21 protein-coding genes are annotated in these 17,733 nt (G+C 40.9%); 19 read left to right on the top strand and 2 right to left on the bottom strand.

Translation table 11 applies throughout. The features are described 5' to 3' along the window. The first annotated feature begins 243 nt into the window (after positions 1 to 243). Positions 244 to 672: a hypothetical protein gene (locus MZO41_RS09955; protein WP_225442974.1), complete on the top strand. Its 429-nt coding sequence runs from the start codon at positions 244 to 246 to the stop codon at positions 670 to 672. Between the two features lie 407 nt (positions 673 to 1,079). Here the strand turns inward: MZO41_RS09955 and MZO41_RS09950 are convergent, their stop codons facing one another. Then, entirely contained in the window at positions 1,080 to 1,763 is a 684-nt protein-coding gene (locus tag MZO41_RS09950) for a YjjG family noncanonical pyrimidine nucleotidase (RefSeq protein ID WP_013355884.1), read from the bottom strand. 96 nt (positions 1,764 to 1,859) lie between these two features. Here MZO41_RS09950 and MZO41_RS09945 point away from each other — a divergent pair, with 96 nt between their 5' ends. The 10 genes from MZO41_RS09945 to MZO41_RS09900 all read left to right on the top strand — a co-directional run bounded on the left by MZO41_RS09945 (position 1,860) and on the right by MZO41_RS09900 (position 9,483). Continuing rightward, positions 1,860 to 2,429: a sugar O-acetyltransferase gene (locus MZO41_RS09945; RefSeq protein WP_003642166.1), complete on the top strand. Its 570-nt coding sequence runs from the start codon at positions 1,860 to 1,862 to the stop codon at positions 2,427 to 2,429. Positions 2,430 to 2,500: 71 nt separating this feature from the next. After that, positions 2,501 to 2,944, top strand: a complete 444-nt coding sequence (locus MZO41_RS09940; RefSeq protein ID WP_003642165.1) for a universal stress protein — start codon at positions 2,501 to 2,503, stop codon at positions 2,942 to 2,944. A gap of 359 nt (positions 2,945 to 3,303) precedes the next feature. Beyond that, positions 3,304 to 3,942, top strand: a complete 639-nt coding sequence (locus tag MZO41_RS09935; protein WP_003642164.1) for an NAD(P)H-binding protein — start codon at positions 3,304 to 3,306, stop codon at positions 3,940 to 3,942. 80 nt (positions 3,943 to 4,022) lie between these two features. Then, entirely contained in the window at positions 4,023 to 5,357 is a 1,335-nt protein-coding gene (locus tag MZO41_RS09930) for an MFS transporter (RefSeq protein WP_003642163.1), read from the top strand. 110 nt (positions 5,358 to 5,467) lie between these two features. Beyond that, positions 5,468 to 6,325: an aldo/keto reductase gene (locus tag MZO41_RS09925; RefSeq protein WP_003642162.1), complete on the top strand. Its 858-nt coding sequence runs from the start codon at positions 5,468 to 5,470 to the stop codon at positions 6,323 to 6,325. Between the two features lie 17 nt (positions 6,326 to 6,342). After that, a complete protein-coding gene (locus tag MZO41_RS09920) occupies positions 6,343 to 7,194 on the top strand; it encodes an aldo/keto reductase (RefSeq protein WP_003642161.1) in 852 nt (283 codons plus the stop codon). Positions 7,195 to 7,212: 18 nt separating this feature from the next. Further along, the gene (locus MZO41_RS09915) at positions 7,213 to 7,956 is read left to right on the top strand and encodes an SDR family oxidoreductase (protein ID WP_003642160.1); all 744 of its coding nucleotides are present in this window, start codon (positions 7,213 to 7,215) and stop codon (positions 7,954 to 7,956) included. Positions 7,957 to 8,359: 403 nt separating this feature from the next. Next, on the top strand, positions 8,360 to 8,704 hold the full coding sequence (locus tag MZO41_RS09910) for a MerR family transcriptional regulator (protein WP_225867878.1): 345 nt from the start codon (positions 8,360 to 8,362) through the stop codon (positions 8,702 to 8,704). A gap of 81 nt (positions 8,705 to 8,785) precedes the next feature. After that, a complete protein-coding gene (locus MZO41_RS09905; RefSeq protein WP_003642158.1) occupies positions 8,786 to 9,256 on the top strand; it encodes a flavodoxin in 471 nt (156 codons plus the stop codon). A 35-nt stretch (positions 9,257 to 9,291) separates the two neighbouring features. Beyond that, positions 9,292 to 9,483, top strand: a complete 192-nt coding sequence (locus MZO41_RS09900; protein WP_003642157.1) for a hypothetical protein — start codon at positions 9,292 to 9,294, stop codon at positions 9,481 to 9,483. 61 nt (positions 9,484 to 9,544) lie between these two features. Here the strand turns inward: MZO41_RS09900 and MZO41_RS09895 are convergent, their stop codons facing one another. Then, positions 9,545 to 10,435, bottom strand: a complete 891-nt coding sequence (locus MZO41_RS09895) for a LysR family transcriptional regulator (RefSeq protein WP_003642156.1) — start codon at positions 10,433 to 10,435, stop codon at positions 9,545 to 9,547. A gap of 114 nt (positions 10,436 to 10,549) precedes the next feature. On the opposite strand from MZO41_RS09895, the gene MZO41_RS09890 reads away from it, so the two are divergent. The 8 genes from MZO41_RS09890 (at position 10,550) to MZO41_RS09855 (ending at position 17,722) form a co-directional block, all read left to right on the top strand. Continuing rightward, on the top strand, positions 10,550 to 11,434 hold the full coding sequence (locus MZO41_RS09890) for an aldo/keto reductase (RefSeq protein ID WP_022638522.1): 885 nt from the start codon (positions 10,550 to 10,552) through the stop codon (positions 11,432 to 11,434). A gap of 72 nt (positions 11,435 to 11,506) precedes the next feature. Next, positions 11,507 to 12,145, top strand: a complete 639-nt coding sequence (locus MZO41_RS09885) for an NAD(P)H-binding protein (protein ID WP_013355881.1) — start codon at positions 11,507 to 11,509, stop codon at positions 12,143 to 12,145. A 67-nt stretch (positions 12,146 to 12,212) separates the two neighbouring features. Further along, on the top strand, positions 12,213 to 13,067 hold the full coding sequence (locus tag MZO41_RS09880; RefSeq protein ID WP_013355880.1) for a GRP family sugar transporter: 855 nt from the start codon (positions 12,213 to 12,215) through the stop codon (positions 13,065 to 13,067). Positions 13,068 to 13,576: 509 nt separating this feature from the next. Continuing rightward, on the top strand, positions 13,577 to 14,362 hold the full coding sequence (locus MZO41_RS09875) for a glucose-1-dehydrogenase (RefSeq protein WP_013355879.1): 786 nt from the start codon (positions 13,577 to 13,579) through the stop codon (positions 14,360 to 14,362). A gap of 74 nt (positions 14,363 to 14,436) precedes the next feature. Continuing rightward, positions 14,437 to 15,126 carry a flavodoxin gene (locus tag MZO41_RS09870; protein WP_013355878.1) on the top strand — a complete coding sequence of 230 codons (690 nt, stop codon included), beginning with the start codon at positions 14,437 to 14,439 and terminating at the stop codon, positions 15,124 to 15,126. Between the two features lie 93 nt (positions 15,127 to 15,219). After that, positions 15,220 to 15,798, top strand: a complete 579-nt coding sequence (locus MZO41_RS09865; protein ID WP_013355877.1) for a TMEM175 family protein — start codon at positions 15,220 to 15,222, stop codon at positions 15,796 to 15,798. 13 nt (positions 15,799 to 15,811) lie between these two features. After that, the gene (locus MZO41_RS09860) at positions 15,812 to 16,663 is read left to right on the top strand and encodes an aldo/keto reductase (RefSeq protein WP_013355876.1); all 852 of its coding nucleotides are present in this window, start codon (positions 15,812 to 15,814) and stop codon (positions 16,661 to 16,663) included. A 201-nt stretch (positions 16,664 to 16,864) separates the two neighbouring features. Next, on the top strand, positions 16,865 to 17,722 hold the full coding sequence (locus MZO41_RS09855) for an SDR family oxidoreductase (protein WP_013355875.1): 858 nt from the start codon (positions 16,865 to 16,867) through the stop codon (positions 17,720 to 17,722). The last annotated feature ends 11 nt before the right edge of the window (positions 17,723 to 17,733 follow it).

Here is a 17,733-nt window from a genome sequence, read left to right as displayed (position 1 = left end):
TAATCATTTATTTTTTAATACCAAAAGCGTTGTGCTTCATTTCAATGAGAAATCTAGACACAACGTTTTTTATTAAATACTGCTATCTAAGCTAAAATACTTAGGTAATTTTAGAAAGGACTATCTAAATTAATGTCTTCATATTCGAATGAGCTTCTCATGCTGATTTTCCAATCGACGCTATGCAAACAAGTGCTCATATTTTTTGCCTACAGTGGTTTGTACTATTTGGTAACGTACTTTATGGATAAGAAAATCCAGCATCAAAAACAATTCTTATTGAAATTAGGTCTAGTTAAGCTCAAAAAAAGAAATAAGACAAGGTGGGAAAAAATACGATTGATAATGCAACTGTTCCTAATAGTATCAATACTGGTCTTAGTTGTTAGTACATTTGTTCTAAATCCTGATGATCAGTACATACTTTTGGTTATTTATGTTATGAAGCTTGCTACTTTCACTTCTTTTGCAATCGCGTTTGTGGATAGTTTAGGTCCAATAAAGGAGATACAGCAGTTGATTGTCGGCGCACAAAGCAGTGATACTTTAGACAGTGATAAAAAGGTATTAACGGTGACAATCTTTAAAAAAATTAGATGGATGCTGATATTATATCAAGTATTAAAAGTACCCGCGCTTATAATTCTTTTAAATTTAAGCGTCGACTATTAGCGCAACGGTGTTTTCATTTTATGAGAATTTGCATCTAACTTGTTTTTTAGTCCGTTCCTTTAGCTATTCTTCTCGCACGTTAATTGATAGCAAGCGTCAAGTGGATTAAATCTGCAAATCTTATCACCTGAGAAGAAAGGGCACGTTTTGACAGCTTACCCAGATGAACTGTTATTAGCATTGTTTCACGGCCGAATCTTGAATTAAGCAACGACGACTGTTTTATATAAATTGCTTTTCTTGCTGATTCGTCAATTGGTCTTTTTGTTGATTGGAAATCAAGGTAAGCAGGTTATTGAGTTAAAAGCCGTCGATACAACTACTCCGCATAATACCTAATATGTTAAATAGTTCAGTTTTTAAGATACGTTAGGCCTGCGCGCAGAGTTTGCTGATTATTTTTGCGTTTAAACTGTTAATAACAGTTTTTGCATTTGCTTAAAGTTATCCACAGTGTAAGTTGGGGCAATTGTTGTGTCGTTATGCACATGCTGTGGATTGTACCAGATACTAGGTAAATGGGCGGTGGTCGCTCCCACGATGTCTGAACGCAGGCTATCACCAATCATGACGGTATTCGTGGCATTCATGTCTGGGTATTGGTCATGAATAGCGCTGAAAAAGTGTGGGTTCGGCTTGGCATAACCGATACTTTCAGAGATGAAGATATGATCAAAATAGGGCGTCATATGGGCACCTGCCAAGCGACTGAGCTGGGTGTGTTTGATACCGTTAGTGCCGACGAGTAAGGTCAGCCCAGCGTTGGTCAGCGTGCGCAAAAGTTCGTGGGCGCCGGGAATTACCTGATAACTGTGCGCTAATAATTGGTCGTATTCTTGTTGAACCGCAGGACCGTCAACGGTGATGCCCAGTGTGCCTAGAAAGACTTGAAATCGTTGGTCTAACAAGCTATCACGATCGGCACCTTGTTCGATTTGTTGCCAAACAGTTTCGTTATAGGCCTGATACTCATTTTCTGCACGGCGAATATCAGTGACGCCATGATGCTGAAAGACGGCTGCGAGGTTAGCCGCTTCAGCGCGGTCAAAGTCAAGGATGGTATTATCGAGATCAAAAATTGCGTATTGCATGGAACCACTACTTTCAATAGGTTTATTTAAACCATCATACAGCAATTTTGAATGGTGTGGTATGCTTAAAGTATCATACTTAAAAGGAAGTTAAACATGGAAATCGATAATGACCCAGCGTATCAACAAATGATTAATGGTGAATTGTACTTAGAATCACCAATCCTACAGCAACGTCGGCGAGACGTGCGGACGAAGTTAATGCAATATAATCAGATTGCTGATAATGATGAACGGAATACTAAGATGAAAAGTCTCTTACGTTCAGCCGGTGACCGGTTCTTCGTTGAACCGACCTTTGAATTTAGTTATGGCGTCAATATTCGTATCGGCAATCATTTTTATGCTAACCATGGGGTCACGTTATGTGATGAAGGACTTATTACGATTGGTAATGATTGCAAATTTGGTCCTAAAGTTGGCTTGTACACGCCTGCTCATCCATTAGACCCAACTGTGCGGCGGACTGAAGCGGAACGGACTGCACCGATTACGATTGGTAATGATGTTTGGATTGGTGGTAGTGCCGTGATCTTACCCGGGGTGACGTTGGGCAACAACGTGATTGTTGGTGCCGGTGCTGTCGTAACACATTCATTTCCAGATAACGTCATCGTAGTCGGTAATCCGGCGCGTGTCTTGAAACAAAATGCACCGCAGTCATAATTGACAATTACGCCTAAATTGATGAAAATAAGGGTGTAGTCAGATTATCAGAGAATGGGGAGTGGAGCCATATGTCAGAGATGAGTCCTAAGGAATTTAAGCACATCTTAGTCGGGGTTGATGATTCGGATGACGCGCAGTTAGCGTTTCGGTACGCCATTAACCGGGCCAAGAGTGACGGTGCTAAGTTAACCATCGTCTCGATTTTGGAACAGGATAATATGAATGTGTATGAAGCGATGAGCAAGGACTTTGTTCATGGTCAACGCAAGGATTTGGAAGAACACGTTCAGCAGTATCAGAAGTTGGCCCGTGACTTCGGGGTGACGGATGTTAACGCGGTCGTTGATGAAGGTGACCCTGGTGAAACCATCGTGAAGACGGTGATTCCAGCGTTAAAGCCCGACTTACTAGTCATTGGCTCAGTTGCCAAGCATGGTGTTCGTAAGTACTTCGGTTCGCAAGCCGCATATATGGCAAAACATGCACCGATTTCAGTACTGGTGATTCGATAGTGATAAGATGAATTTTGATTAATCAGGCCTTCCGGTTATGGAGGGCTTTTTTTGTTGTGTCTTGAGGAATACCAAATACCAGTGGTAGGGGCTTTATAGTTAGACAAATATATTTAAGTTATGGCTGAAAGTTGTCTTTTCATTCAGCTTTAAGAGGTGTTTCAGGGTGACGGTATAAGTATGCCATAGGTAATCGAGTGAAATACTATACGAAAAACGTATGGTAGCATGTTTATTCGGTATTTTTCAGTGAATAAGAATCGGTTTATGATAGTGTCATTCAATCAGTTGGACAAGTAGGTTACATAAGCTCATTAGACTGATTAGAGAAATATTTAATAATCACGGAGGATTTATTTATGAAAGTCTTGATTTTAGGCGCAGCAGGTCAAATTGGTCAAATGGTAACTGGTGATTTGTTGGCACAAACAGATGACAACTTAGTGCTATTCGGTCATAACGTCTCACAACGGTTGGCGGAACTTGATTCAGCACGAGTGACGTTTGTTGATGGTGATTTTTTGGAATTTGACAAGGTACGACAAGCTGCCGAAGGTGTTGATGCGGTATATTTAAGTTTTGTTGCTAAGCCAGCTATTATTACGGGAGTCATTGACGCATTAGATAAGGCCGGGGTAAAGAGGTTTATCGTAGCTAATGTTCCTGATTTGTATCAAGAAGTTAGTGGGCCATTCCAAACATGGTATCGGCAAAATACTGGGCTGACATGGCAAACTGATCTCAAAAAGTCGGCCGACTTAGTGGAAAATAGTGATTTGGATTACGTTATTTTACGTATTACTTGGCTGTACAACCAAGTAAATAATACTAAGATTCATGTTTCCGAGAAAGGTGAACCTTTAACGGAAGCCCAAGTCACACGTCAAGCGGTCGCTCAATTTGTTGTTGATCTTTTGACCGGCAAAGCTGATTATCATCAAGCCAACTTAGGATTGGGTGAACCTGATACTCAATTCACTAAGCCGAGCTTTATGTAAGAGACAAACCTGTGAATGCTCAGAAAGCATTTGCAGGTTTGTCTTTTACCAAATTAGTACTTTAAAGTTAGGAGTTTGTAATGAGTAAGAGCAAAGAAAAATTTGGCATTGTATTGCCAATTATTTTATTAAGTTATTTCATGATTTTATTAGATAATTCCATTATCTTTACTAGTACGGTAAAGATTGCGCAAGAGCTACATTTAAATTCTCAGACGTTAGCGTGGGTAAGCAGTGCTTATACGTTAACATTTGGCGGCTTTCAGTTATTTGGTGGCCGTATCGGTGATGTTTTTGGTCGTAAGCGAGTGTTCTTGATTGGTTTGGTTTTATTCTCATTTGGTTCATTAATGGTGGGGCTATCGACCAACGCCGCCATGATTATCTCAATGAGGGCATTTCAAGGCATCGGCTCAGCCATTTTAGCACCAACTACTTTGGCACTGTTATTGGATAGCTATCAAGGCACAATGCGCACGCGAGCAATTGCGGCATACGGTGCAACTGCTGGCTTGGGTGCTAGCTTTGGTCTGATTTTGGGTGGCATCATCACCAGCGTGTTCTCATGGCGGTACGGTTTTTTCTTGAATGTGCCAGTGGGAATTCTGATGTTTGTCTTGACGATATTCTTTGTACATGACAGTAAGACTGAAGGTTCACGACATCTAGACTTTGTGGGGACGCTGTTATCAGTTATCGGTTTATCCGCTTTGGTATACAGCATTGATGGTACCAGTCATCAAATTTTGGCCTTGATCGTTGCGATTGTTGCTTTGATTCTGTTTGTTTATGCGGAGAAGCGCATCAAGAATCCAATTATGCCATTGAAATTATTTATGGATAGAGAACGTAGCAGTGCTTACATCGCACGTTTCTTCTTCATCGGTGCGGCATTTGCCTACTTCTTTGTGACACCACAAGCTTTGCAGCGAGTGTATGGATTTACACCATTGATGGCTGGACTAGCCTTTTTACCAGCGACATTACCACAATTCTTCAGTGCAACCCAGGTTTCTAGAGTTTCAATGAAGATTGGCAATGATCGTTTGATTCTAGTTTCTATCATATCAGGAATTATTGGTGTCCTACTTTCAGCCGTGCTTGGTCTTAGTCATGGATACTGGCTAGCAGTTGGTATTCCAATGATTTTCTTTGGTGTTGGACAAGGGCTTGGATTAAGCCCGCTGACTATCGCGGGAGTTGCCAATACGGATGCTGATATTGCGGGCGCCGCTTCGGGTGTCGTCAATACAGTTCATCAATTTGGACAATCGGTTGGAATGTCAATTGTTGTCGCCATGACTAGCGGCTTCAATAATCCAGCGACAAGCTATCACTATCAATTGTTGATTATTGCTGTGATTTTTATTTTGAGCTTCATTGCATCGCTTGGAATTCAGAGGAAAAAGCAATAAAAAGCATTACCATACGTCTGACGTATGCTGGCATGCTTAGATAGTAATTTTCAGCGAGTTAAATCGACCTTATAATGAATTCATCAATTAAATAAAGAGGAGATCACATAATGGAAACAGTTAAATTAAATAATGGTGTTGAGATGCCCAAATTAGGGTTTGGTGTGTTTCAAGTTACAGATTTAGACCAATGTGAACAAGCGGTTGTTGATGCAATTGATTCTGGTTACCGCTTGATTGACACTGCGGCTGCCTATCAAAACGAAGCAGCGGTCGGACGGGCGATTAAACGGAGCGGGGTTGATCGTAAGGAACTCTTCATTACCTCTAAACTTTGGGTTTCAGATGCTAATTATGAACGTGCACAGAAGGGCATTGAGCAATCATTAAATAATCTGGGCTTGGATTATTTGGATTTGTACCTACTACACCAGCCATATGGAGATGTTGTAGGTGCTTGGCGCGCGTTGGAAGAGGCTTACAAAGCTGGTAAAATCCGTGCCATCGGAGTCTCTAACTTCTATGGTGACCAATTAAAAAACTTGGAATTATCAAATGAAGTCAAACCAGCAATCAATCAAATCGAAGTTAATCCATGGTACCAACAAAAATCAGAAGTTGACTTCGCACAAAGCGATGATATTCAAGTAGAGGCTTGGGCACCGTTTGCAGAAGGTAAGCACGAAATTTTCACTAATAAAGTTATTGCTGAAATTGCTAACAAATATGGCAAGTCTAATGGTCAAGTGATTCTTAGATGGCTACTTCAACGAGGAATTGTTGTTATTCCTAAATCAGTGCATAAGAATCGAATGGCGGAAAATATTAATGTTTTTGATTTTGAGTTAAAAAGTGACGAAATGAATGCGCTGAATAACTTGGACAAAGGCGAAAGTCAGTTTTTTGATCATCGTGATCCAAGAGTTATTGAACAAATTTTTGGAGCAAGTTTGGCACAATTAAAATAATAAAGGGGTAGATAAATATGTCAGAAGCAACTTTTAAACTAAATAATGGTGTGAAGATTCCAGAAATGGGTATTGGTACTTTTCAAATGTCAGTTGATGATGCTGAGCAAGCTGTAGTTGACGCTTTGAAAGCTGGTTATCGCTTGGTGGACACTGCTAATGCTTATATGAACGAAACTGGTGTGGGGCGTGGTATTAAACGTTCCGGCGTTAGTCGTTCAGATGTATTCTTGAGTACGAAGCTTTGGCCATCTGTCTATACAGACAATAATGCGGTTGATGATACGCTGCAACGCTTAGGAACTGACTATGTTGATTTGATGTTTTTACACCAACCAGCTGGTGACTTTCTCACTGGATACCATCAACTTGAAAAAGCTTATAAAGATGGCAAGGTCAAGGCAATTGGTATCTCAAATTTTCAAGGCGAAAAATTACAACAGTTATTGGATAATGTTGAAATTAAACCGCATGTGATTCAAGCCGAAGCACATCCATACTTTACTGAAGATGAAGTTAGAACAATTTTGAAACCGTTTGGGACAAGATTGATGGCTTGGTTCCCATTAGGTCATGGCGACAAGAGTCTGATTCAAGAACCCATTTTTGCTGAGCTGGGTCGGAAGTATCATAAAACGAGTGCGCAAGTTATTTTACGTTGGCACACACAGATGGGATTCATTGTGATTCCTGGATCAACTAATCCGGATCATATTCGTGATAATCATGACATCTTTGACTTTACACTGACTGATGAAGAAATGGCTCAAATTGCTGCTGTAAAGAAGAATATTCGGTATTACACACCGTCAGCTGAAAATGAAGAAAAATATGCCACGATGGCGTTAGACTTTAGTACTGAAAAGTAGACTAGGAGTGTTTTATTAATGAGTGAATCGAAAGTAATCGTTATTACCGGTGCGTCAAGTGGTATTGGGGAAGCGACAGCTAAATTAGTGGCTAAAGATGGTGCAAAGGTTATCTTGGGAGCTCGGCGCGAGAATAAGTTAAAGAAAATTGCTGATGGGATTGAGAAGTTAGGTGGCGAAGCTGCTTATCAAGCAACCGATGTTACTGATGATAATCAGGTTGAAGCACTCGCTAAATTAGCGATAGATAAATTTGGTCGGATTGACGTTTGGCTGAATAATGCTGGTATTATGCCTCAATCGATCCTTTCTGAAAAGAAAATCAATGATTGGAACAATATGATTGATATCAATATCAAGGGAACGCTTTACGGTATTGGTGCAGCGATTCCGTATATGGATAAACAAAAGGCAGGACACATTATCAACGTTTCTTCTGTTGCTGGACACACTGCTCATTCAGGTAGTGCCGTCTATTCAGCAACCAAATATGCAGTCTGCGCTATCAGTGAATCGCTCCGTCAAGAAATGGTAGAAGCCAAGAATAATGTTCGGGTAACGGTTATCTCACCGGGTGCTATCAACACTGACTTGCTTTCTTCTGTAACTGATCCTGAGGTTAAAGCTGGTATGGAGAAGTTTTATGAATCGTTTGGTATTTCAGTTGATCGAGTAGCGTTAACAATTAAAGAAGCTATTGATATGCCCGCCGATGCTGCTTGGAATGAAGTTATTATTCGACCAACAAACCAAATGGGCTAGTCCAAAAAGACTGGAAAATTTGAGCGTACTGCTTAGGTAGCTAACTCCTAGTTACCTAGTTTGTTAAGTGATAAATAGCCCCTGAACCAATCGTTTTTGGACTGGTTTCAGGGGCTGTTTATATTGATTGTCGGATTTGTGACAACTTACTTTTCGGTTGCCAACTGTTATTTTGCTGCAAGAAAATAAAACTTTAGGCCGCTTTAACATTTTGGGGGCCATTCGAACACGATTCAGATTGAGCGTGGCTATGTGGAAATCGCTGGTGGTGTCAAGTTGAGAATTTAAGAGTTAGCCATTTGGCAGTTAGTTCGAATGAGACTTTTCTCTTGCCTTGGAGTTCACACCAGGGTTTAACATGATGTTTGTTAAAAATCAAGAAAGGTATGATTAAGTTGAAAAGATGGGGAATTGGTATTGTCGTTGCAATCGTGATTATTGTGAGCGTGATTTGAATTGGATCTACTATGTCCGGTCATTACGCCAGGCCGGAATGTTGATTGAATCATTGATTGAGTATATGAAACTACTTCATCAACCGGATACTTCACCAGAAGTACGACGAGACTTACTGATCGATCAACGTGATGAATTAGTGCAACAGTTGAGAGAGACACGACAAACAATTGCATATTTGTCCTATAAAATCGATCATTTCCAAGAACATATTTTAAGCAGTGAGGCAGCACAACTATTTCCACAACAAAGCAACAAAATTATTGATGATAGTCACAACGCTGAGGACTGATCTATTGCAGTACCATAATGATTTAAGATAATCCAATATATCCTGAATGGTAGGAAATTTTTGGATGAGAGGAGTGATTGAATGAAAAATTCAAGTAACGCATTAGTGTTGTATTTTTCACTCACGGATAATACTAAACGGGCTGCTAATACGGTTGCTGAGATAACGGGCGCTGATATTGAGATACTTCGTTTAGAAGAACCTTATTCAGACGATTATACTGAAGCTGCTAAACGTGCGGAGCAGGAAAAAGACCAGCAAATAATACCAGAATTAAGACCACTTAACCATCAATTGAATGATTATGAGACGATTTATTTAGGCTTTCCGACTTGGTGGTATCAGCCACCAATGGTGATTCATACTTTTTTTGCTGAATATCAATTTTCTGGACAAACGATTGTACCGTTCACTACCAGTGCTAGTAGTTCAATTACGGCAAGTGCCAAAGTATTAGCTTCATTGACCGAACGAAAAAACGTTGATTTAAAAGCAGGGTTTACTGCTAATCAAACTAACGTGATTAAACAGTATTTTAAAGACCTGTTATAAGTTGAGTATTAATGGATAAGCTTTGATTTAAGGGGATGATGAAAATAAAAAAGGTCGGGCTAGGATTAATTGGTATTGGTAGTTTGATGTTAATTGGCATCTGGTTAGTACTCAAAGCTGAGCCGAAGAACGGGGCATGGGCAAATCAACAAACCGTTGTCGCCGTTACTCATGACAACATTAGGGATAGTGGCAATAGTGTTGCTGAATGTGTAACTTCTAATTGATGTTTATGAGGTTAGTGTGTGTCGTAGCAAACATTAGCGGATTGCTAGGTTTCTGTAATAGTTACTTACTTTGTAGTGCCTTGGGCCACTGTTGTTGGATTTCGCTAAGCATGGGAGCTAGGTGTTTCTTTTGGGCAATCAAGTAGTTAGCATATACGACCATTTTGGCGCTGTCATCACTGATTGGAACAGTTACCCGGTCCTTATCGTTTTTAACCTGCTCATTAAAGAACGGGTCGCTTTGCGATAGGTTAGTCGTGAAGAATGGAAAACGTGAGTATTTAGTGATTTCAGCAAAAGCGTCACGGTCATCTTGATACATAAACTTCGCCTCTGGAATATTATCTTGAATAATTGCACTCCATGGGCCAATGGCACGCATCACAATGAAACTCATACCTTGCAGTTCCTCAAAGGTTACGGTTGGTTGATTGGCTAAGTAAGTAAATTGATCCAAGTTAACTTGTAGTCGTTCTTCACCAATGTATTGAGATTCAATCTCATCCGTAAAAATCTCCTGATCAGAAAAAATCACGGTGTATTGGTTATTATTGAGTGCGTCAGTAATTTGCTGATTGGAAATGGCATTAGTGTCAATTTGGATATGCCTGCTAAGCGTGGGCTGTAGCTCACCAAGGAGGATTAATGGACCTGGAACAGTCGCTGCAATCGCAGTTAAGTGTTGACCTTGATCATAGTTCTGCACCTTCGTAATCATGGCCGTGTTGAGCTTCAGTAGTTTTGTAGCTTCTTCAGCTGCAAGAACGCCTGTGGGGGTAAGCTGAATGTGATTGGCCTGGCGCTCAAATAACTGAACCCCAAACTCGTCTTCCAATTTTTGCATACCACGAGTGACGGAAGGCTGAGTCACATTCAACTGTGTTGCAGTTTTTGTTAGTGTCCCGGTTTGCGCGAAGACGCTAAGTTCTTCTAATAAATAGCTTTCAATCATATAATTCACTCCTAAGCATACATTAAACGTATGGTAGCATGTTTATCTAGTAATTTTCAAACAATCCATCTCGCCTTATGATAGTGTCATTCAATCAGAAAGGTGTGAAACAAAATGGTCATGACGCAAACGGTCCGACTAAGTAGTGGGATTGAAATGCCGCAAGTTGGTTTCGGCGTTTTCCAAATTGTAGATGAACAACAATGTGAACGTGCGGTAACGCAGGCGTTACATGCGGGTTATCTTTCAATTGACACCGCGACGGCTTATCAGAATGAAGTTGCAGTCGGGCGTGCGATAAAAAATAGTGGGATTCGACGTGAATCACTCTTTGTTACTTCTAAACTGTGGGTGGCGGATGCGTTATACGAACGTGCTAAAGCAGGAATTCAGGCTTCACTTCAGCGTTTGGGACTAGATTACTTGGACTTATATTTATTACACCAACCTTATGGTGACGTTGTGGGTGCTTGGCGAGCGTTGGAAGAAGCTCATCAAGCAGGATTAATTCGGGCTATCGGGGTATCGAACTTTTCTGCTGATCAACTTAAAAATCTGGAATTAACGACGACAATCAAGCCGGTGGTCAATCAGATTGAAGTCAATCCATGGTATCAACAACAAGAAGCCATTGATTTTGCACAGTCTGAAGGTATTCAAGTTGAAGCGTGGGCACCATTTGCGGAAGGTAAACAAGCGATTTTTGAAAATCCAGTATTAGTCGCCATTGGTCAACGATATGGCAAGACTGCTAGTCAGGTTATTTTACGTTGGTTATTACAACGTGATATTGTGGTAATTCCAAAGACGATTCATGTGGAACGGATGGTTGCGAATCTAAACGTTTGTGATTTTGAACTTACTGACGAAGATATGCAACGGATAGCCCAACTTGATCAACATCGTAGTCAGTTCTTTGATCATCATGATCCGTTAACAATTGATCAGATTTTTGGCACCAGTATTCAGAAGAGTCGCATGCCATCAGGGCTTGATTAGTATCGTTTAGCAGGATAGTTGTTAAGAAACAAATTGATAAAGTTTATTTTGAATTGAACGGAGGAATTATTAATGAAAGTAATGATTTTAGGTGCAGCGGGTCAAATTGGTCAAATGGTCACACGGCAGCTGTTGGCGCAAACCGATGATCAGTTGGTATTGTATGGACATAATGTCTCACAACGATTGACAGTGTTTGATTCGACACGAGTGACATTTGTGGACGGTGATTTTCTTGAATTTGATAAGGTTCAAACCGCATTAAACGGAGTAGACGCGGTCTATCTGAGCTTTGTTGCTGGCCCGGATATTATTGCCGGCTTGATTAAGGCTTTGGATGCGATGGGGGTTAAACGACTCATTGTAGCCAGTATTCCAGATCTTTATCAAGAAGTCAGTGGCCCGTTTCAGCAATGGTATCGTGAACATACCGGTATCGTTTGGCAATCAGATCGTAAACAGGCAGCTGATTTAATTGAAGCAAGTGACCTCGACTATGTGTTGTTACGGATTACGTGGCTGTATAACCAAACTGGTAATACGGCAGTTATGGTAACTAAGAAGGGTGAACCATTTACTTCGGCCCAAGTGACGCGGCAAGCTGTGGCACAATTTGTCGTTAATTTGCTGGCTGGTAAAGGTGACTATCATCGTGAAAGCCTAGGCTTAGGAGAACCGCAGACTGAATTTTCAAAACCAAATTTTTATTAATTAATTGGTGAACATTGCTTGCAATCAGTGCGCACCACAAAATTTTAAAGGAATGAAGGAAAGTATAATGAATATTGTTTGGATGTTACTACCTGCGATTGCGTGGGGCGTGTTACCACTAATTGTGAGCCAATTAGGCGGGCGACCAGTTAATCAAATTTTTGGTACGGCCGTTGGAACATTAATTGCTAGTTTAGTCGTTCAGCTAATCGTTCACCCAGCCATTAACGTGACTTCATTTATTATGGCCATGATTGCTGGTGCCTTTTGGATTATTGGTCAGTTGGGACAATATACGGGATACGCCAATGTAGGTGTTTCTAAGACGATGCCGATTTCAACTGGATTACAGTTAGTTGGGACATCGTTAGTTGGTGTTTTCTTATTTGGTGAATGGTCAACGACAATTGCAAAGCTTGTGGGTGGCTTAGGGGTCTTGTTACTTGTGATTGGTGTCATCATGACTTCAATTCAAGATCGCCAAGAAGTGACTGGCAGTAATCAGCGACGAACGATTGTGATGTTGATTGTGACGACCATTGGATTTATTGTCTTTAATGCGATTCCAAAGGCGTTATCTGCGTCTGGTATTGCGATCTTTTTACCAGAATCAGTGGGAATGATGGTAGCCGTTATTGTTTATATGTTAATAAGTGGTCAAGGTCGAATTGTGGCAGAACGGGCTAGTTGGTTGAACATTATTGGTGGATTAGTTTTCTCAGTAGCTTCGTTGACATACATTGTTTCAGTTAGCCAGAATGGGGTCAATACGGCCTTTGTGGTTTCGCAGTTATCCGTTGTGTTGTCAACATTAGGTGGCATGGTATTTTTACACGAGCGTAAATCCAAACGTGAATTAGTTTTAACTTTGAGTGGCTTAGTCTTGATTGTGATCGGTGCAGTCGTCACTACTTTAATTTAAACTGAAACGTCATATGATCAACTTGCGACGGAATAATTGAGCTGGTTTCTTTACAAAAGACGAACTAATGAAAAATTAGCCATAAAATGAGCGGCGCTAATGCAATTTTAGTTCCTTTAGTATTATGATGTCTGATCAGTAATCAGCGGTGTTCAAGAATACCTTTATTCTTAAGTACCGCTGATTTTGGTTAGTCGTGTTAGTGGCATTGATTGACTTCAAGTTAGTATGTTGAATGAGCAAGTTATACTTTTAGGAATGATTGTGGAGTTGTACCTGTGTTTAGAAACGACTAATAATCAGTGATATATCACTGGTGTAGCAATGTTGGCGTGTGTCACTGACCGAGCCAAAGGTCACACAGTTATGCCATACGTTAAACGAATGCTAGCATGTTTATCAAGTAATTTTCAAAGTGTCTTTTTAGCATTAATATATAGACATTCAATCGGAGCGATAAGTAGCGGCGCTTCGTAAACAAATAGTTATTGTTAAGGAGTGAAGTAAAAATGTATGAAGATTTAAATGGTAAGGTAGCAGTCATTACAGGTGGCTCTAAAGGAATTGGTTCGGCAATCGCCAAAAGATTTGGTGAAGAAAAAATGAAAGTGGTCATTAACTATAATAGTGATCCCGCCGGTGCGCAAAAAGCAGCTGATACCGTAAAAGCAGCTGGTGGTGACGCTGTTATTGTCCAAGCTAATATTGCGAGCGAAGCTGGTGTGGATGCATTATTAGCCGCGGCCGTTGACCATTTCGGTGACCTAGATGTTTGGGTTAACAATGCTGGTATGGAAATTAAGTCACCAACTCATGAAGTCTCATTGGATGATTGGAATAAGGTGACGGCTATTGATCAGACCGGTGTGTTCCTTGGTTCACGGACAGCCCTTGCGTACTTTAAAGCGCATCAAAAGCCGGGCAATATTATCAACATGTCATCCGTACACGAACGGATTCCTTGGCCAACTTTTGCGAGCTATGCAGCTGCTAAGGGGAGTGTCAAACTCTTTACTCAGACGATTGCTATGGAATATGCGCAGGACAATATTCGTGTGAATGCAATCGGCCCTGGTGCAATCAACACACCAATTAATGCTGAAAAGTTTGCCGATCAACAGCAGTATGACCAGACCGTTAACATGGTGCCAATGAACCGAATCGGGACGCCAGAAGAGGTTGCAGCCGGAGCTGCTTGGCTGGCTTCCAGCGAATCAAGTTATGTCACGGGAATTACCTTATTTATTGATGGTGGTATGACACTTTATCCTGCATTTAAGGATGGTCAAGGGTAAGCATCATTAGTGTATAAGTAGTAATGGTGACGTTACATCGGCAGTGCTTTGATTTAATTGGAGGTAAGCAGTTAATGGTGCTTAAAAAACGTATGGATGTTAAGTCAGCATCAGCAGTAATGGACAATCAAATCAGTGATCAGCCAGTAGTGGCTTATCAGTTGGGGAAAACGGCTAGTATCTGGCGACATGGTGCGGGAACTAAATCTGATGGAATGGATACGAATGCTAGCAATCAGCCTACTAGACGATTAACAAAGCAGGCTCGAAGCATCATTATTTATTTTTCACGGTCCGGAAGCACTGAATTGCTTGCTAGCCAAATTGCTAAAGAGACTCAGGCCGATATTTTGGAGATTGTGGTTAAATCACCTTATAGCCGTAATTATCAACAAACGTTAGCGCGTGCTAATTCGGAGCGCGAAACTGCTAATTATCCGGAATTGAATATGCAGGTTCCTGATTTGAGCCAGTATCAAACTATTTATTTGGGTTATCCTATATGGGCGATGACTTTATCGCATCCGATGACTGCTTTTTTAATCCAGTATGGTAGTCTACTTCAGTATAAGCGGATTGCACCGTTTATGACAGAGGGTGGTTATGGTCAGGGCGATAGCGTGGAACGGCTCAAAGGCATGTTAAAAGTCGACGGTTCGAGTACTAACCAATATGAGACTGCTCTAGTCATTGACGGTAATAAAGTTGATCGTGAAGTTAAACAGATCAATCAATGGATACACCGTGTTACGCAACGTGACTGACAGTCATTGGCGTGACTTGGTAAGTCACTTTTAGTTAGCTTAATGTAATGCTGAATTATAATTAAGTTAATTAATAAATTGGAGGATCTTTTAATGAATAATGAACGACTGACCGCATTTGAAGATGCGATTCTAGCTATTATTATGACAATTTTGGTTCTTGACTTGAGTAAACCAAATCCCGTTAGTTGGGCTGGATTATGGGCGCTACATGCGAGCTTCTTCGCCTATGCGCTGTCGTTTTTCTGGATTGGATTAATGTGGATGTCACATCATAATAGTTGGCAAGCAGTTCGGGCAATTAATATGACAACCGTGCTCTTAACACTAGTGTTGCTGTTTTTCGCATCGTTATTTCCATACACAACGAGCCTGGTTGCGGACAGTTTTGATAATGCGACTGCCCAAGCGCTTTATGGGATTATTATTATTGCGATTTCGTTATTGAACGTTGCTCTATCGCTGAATCTAGGCCGGCTCAATCCACGCGCCAAATTTGGGTTGTTGTATAAGACGCCAACGTGGGTCGTATTGCTCGATCTAGGAATTAAATTGATTGGGCTAATTTTAGCAATCACTATTTATCCACAAGCGATGATCTATTCCATTTTTATTGCGGGTTTGGTGCTGAGCATTAGCATGACGACTAATCGTCAAGTTAAATTAAACTAAGGGGACGCTATTAATGAAAACAATTAAGTTAAACAATGGTGTTGAAGTGCCGGTATTAGGGTTTGGGACATTCCAAATTACTGATCCTGAAGAAGCTGAAGATGCGGTGCGTGATGCGATTCAAGCCGGTTATCGGCATATTGATACGGCACAAAGTTATGAAAATGAAGGGGCCGTGGGTCGTGGTATTGCATCTTCGGGTGTTAATCGCAAAGAATTGTTTGTGACGACTAAGATTTGGGTTGAAAATACTAGTTATAAAGGTGTCATGAGCTCGTTTCAACGTTCACTCGATCGGTTAGGCTTAGAGTACGTGGATTTATTACTGTTGCATCAACCATACAACGATACTTTTGGGGCTTGGCGTGCATTGGAAGAATTACAAAAACAGGGTAAAGTTCGTGCAATCGGTATTTCTAACTTTAGTGTTGAACAGGCGGTGAACCTCGCTGAATTTAATGACGTTACACCACAAATTAATCAAATCGAAATCAATCCGTTCCAGCAACAAACGAATAATATTCAAGCTTTACGTGATGAAGGCATTTCCTTGGAAGCTTGGGCCCCATTCGCAGAAGGTAAGAATGATATTTTCAAAAATCCAGTATTAACTAAGATTGGGGATAAATATAGCAAATCCGTTGCACAAGTTATTCTACGCTGGCTGATTGAACAAGATATTGTTGTCTTAGCTAAGTCGGTTAAACCAGAACGGATGCGTCAAAATTTGGACGTCTTTGATTTTGAATTAACCGATGACGACAAAGCACAAATTGCGACTCTTAATGATGGCGAAAGCCAGTTCTTCTCACATGCTGATCCTAAAATGATCAAGTGGATGGCAGGTCGCCGTTTGGAAGTGTAATGATTAATACATTGACCGATAATTGACTGCAGTTTAGAAAACATTAAACCAAAACACCCGTCCCTTGTTTTTGAGTGACGGGTGTTTTCATTGATAAGTAAAACTTATCAATGTGAGCTGAATTTGAAATTGGTCTAAAAGACGTTTGCTTGTAAGATATGACTTGTAAGTTAAGGTGAATCAAAACAAGTAAAGAGGTCAATGAATATGAATAACGAAGTAATTGTGCTTTTCGGTGCCGGCTCAATTGGTGAAGCAATTGTTCGACGTGTTGCTGCCGGTAGAAATTTATTGTTGGCAGACTATAATGAAGCAAAATTAGTTGAAATGAAACAACACTTGACGGAAGCTGGATTTAACGTTAAGACCATCCAAGCGGATCTTTCATCACGGGAATCTATTAAGACAGTGGTTGCTAAGGCACAATCGCTTGGTAAGATTATGGGATTGGTCAACGCGGCTGGTGTTTCACCATCCCAAGCGAGCCCAGAGCAAGTGCTCAAAGTGGACCTTTACGGGACTGCCGTTTTGTTAGAAGAATTTGGTCAAGTCATGGCTCCCGGTAGTGCGGGAATCGTCATTTCGTCGCAATCAGGACACCGATTACCCGCCTTATCACAAGCAGATAATCAAGCCTTGGCCATGACACCGACTGAAGAATTATTGGATTTACCAATTTTACAACCGGACGTGATCAAGGATTCATTGGCGGCTTATCAATATGCGAAACGAACCAATGTTTTACGGGTCGCTGCCGAATCAGTTAAGTGGCAAGCTCGCAGTGCACGGATCAACACGATCAGCCCCGGTATTATCATGACACCATTAGCCGTTGACGAATTGAACGGGCCGCGTGGTGCGGGTTACAAAAAGATGTTCGAGTCAATGGTTACGAAGCGTCCAGGAACACCCGATGAAATTGCCAATTTGGCGGAACTCTTAATGGATCGCCGTGGTGCCTTTATCACAGGGAGTGATTTCTTGGTTGATGGCGGAATTACCGCACAATATTGGTATGGTAATGTTTCAGAAGTTCGTAACAATGGCGTCCAGAAATAGAATTTTAAGGA

Source organism: Lactiplantibacillus sp. C232 (assembly GCF_023806725.1).
In the GTDB taxonomy this organism is placed as follows: Bacteria; Bacillota; Bacilli; order Lactobacillales; family Lactobacillaceae; genus Lactiplantibacillus; species Lactiplantibacillus plantarum.
The sequence above is the reverse complement of the archived record's forward strand: the minus strand, read 5'-3'. Positions and strand labels throughout refer to the sequence as shown.

Excerpts from the sequence above, each read along its gene's own strand:
- MZO41_RS09955 (WP_225442974.1), top strand. The coding sequence starts at position 244 with ATGGATAAGAAAATCCAGCATCAAAAACAATTCTTATTGAAATTAGGT.
- MZO41_RS09950 (WP_013355884.1), bottom strand. The coding sequence starts at position 1,763 with ATGCAATACGCAATTTTTGATCTCGATAATACCATCCTTGACTTTGAC.
- MZO41_RS09945 (WP_003642166.1), top strand. The coding sequence starts at position 1,860 with ATGGAAATCGATAATGACCCAGCGTATCAACAAATGATTAATGGTGAA.
- MZO41_RS09940 (WP_003642165.1), top strand. The coding sequence starts at position 2,501 with ATGTCAGAGATGAGTCCTAAGGAATTTAAGCACATCTTAGTCGGGGTT.
- MZO41_RS09935 (WP_003642164.1), top strand. The coding sequence starts at position 3,304 with ATGAAAGTCTTGATTTTAGGCGCAGCAGGTCAAATTGGTCAAATGGTA.
- MZO41_RS09930 (WP_003642163.1), top strand. The coding sequence starts at position 4,023 with ATGAGTAAGAGCAAAGAAAAATTTGGCATTGTATTGCCAATTATTTTA.
- MZO41_RS09925 (WP_003642162.1), top strand. The coding sequence starts at position 5,468 with ATGGAAACAGTTAAATTAAATAATGGTGTTGAGATGCCCAAATTAGGG.
- MZO41_RS09920 (WP_003642161.1), top strand. The coding sequence starts at position 6,343 with ATGTCAGAAGCAACTTTTAAACTAAATAATGGTGTGAAGATTCCAGAA.
- MZO41_RS09915 (WP_003642160.1), top strand. The coding sequence starts at position 7,213 with ATGAGTGAATCGAAAGTAATCGTTATTACCGGTGCGTCAAGTGGTATT.
- MZO41_RS09910 (WP_225867878.1), top strand. The coding sequence starts at position 8,360 with ATGGGGAATTGGTATTGTCGTTGCAATCGTGATTATTGTGAGCGTGAT.
- MZO41_RS09905 (WP_003642158.1), top strand. The coding sequence starts at position 8,786 with ATGAAAAATTCAAGTAACGCATTAGTGTTGTATTTTTCACTCACGGAT.
- MZO41_RS09900 (WP_003642157.1), top strand. The coding sequence starts at position 9,292 with ATGATGAAAATAAAAAAGGTCGGGCTAGGATTAATTGGTATTGGTAGT.
- MZO41_RS09895 (WP_003642156.1), bottom strand. The coding sequence starts at position 10,435 with ATGATTGAAAGCTATTTATTAGAAGAACTTAGCGTCTTCGCGCAAACC.
- MZO41_RS09890 (WP_022638522.1), top strand. The coding sequence starts at position 10,550 with ATGGTCATGACGCAAACGGTCCGACTAAGTAGTGGGATTGAAATGCCG.
- MZO41_RS09885 (WP_013355881.1), top strand. The coding sequence starts at position 11,507 with ATGAAAGTAATGATTTTAGGTGCAGCGGGTCAAATTGGTCAAATGGTC.
- MZO41_RS09880 (WP_013355880.1), top strand. The coding sequence starts at position 12,213 with ATGAATATTGTTTGGATGTTACTACCTGCGATTGCGTGGGGCGTGTTA.
- MZO41_RS09875 (WP_013355879.1), top strand. The coding sequence starts at position 13,577 with ATGTATGAAGATTTAAATGGTAAGGTAGCAGTCATTACAGGTGGCTCT.
- MZO41_RS09870 (WP_013355878.1), top strand. The coding sequence starts at position 14,437 with ATGGTGCTTAAAAAACGTATGGATGTTAAGTCAGCATCAGCAGTAATG.
- MZO41_RS09865 (WP_013355877.1), top strand. The coding sequence starts at position 15,220 with ATGAATAATGAACGACTGACCGCATTTGAAGATGCGATTCTAGCTATT.
- MZO41_RS09860 (WP_013355876.1), top strand. The coding sequence starts at position 15,812 with ATGAAAACAATTAAGTTAAACAATGGTGTTGAAGTGCCGGTATTAGGG.
- MZO41_RS09855 (WP_013355875.1), top strand. The coding sequence starts at position 16,865 with ATGAATATGAATAACGAAGTAATTGTGCTTTTCGGTGCCGGCTCAATT.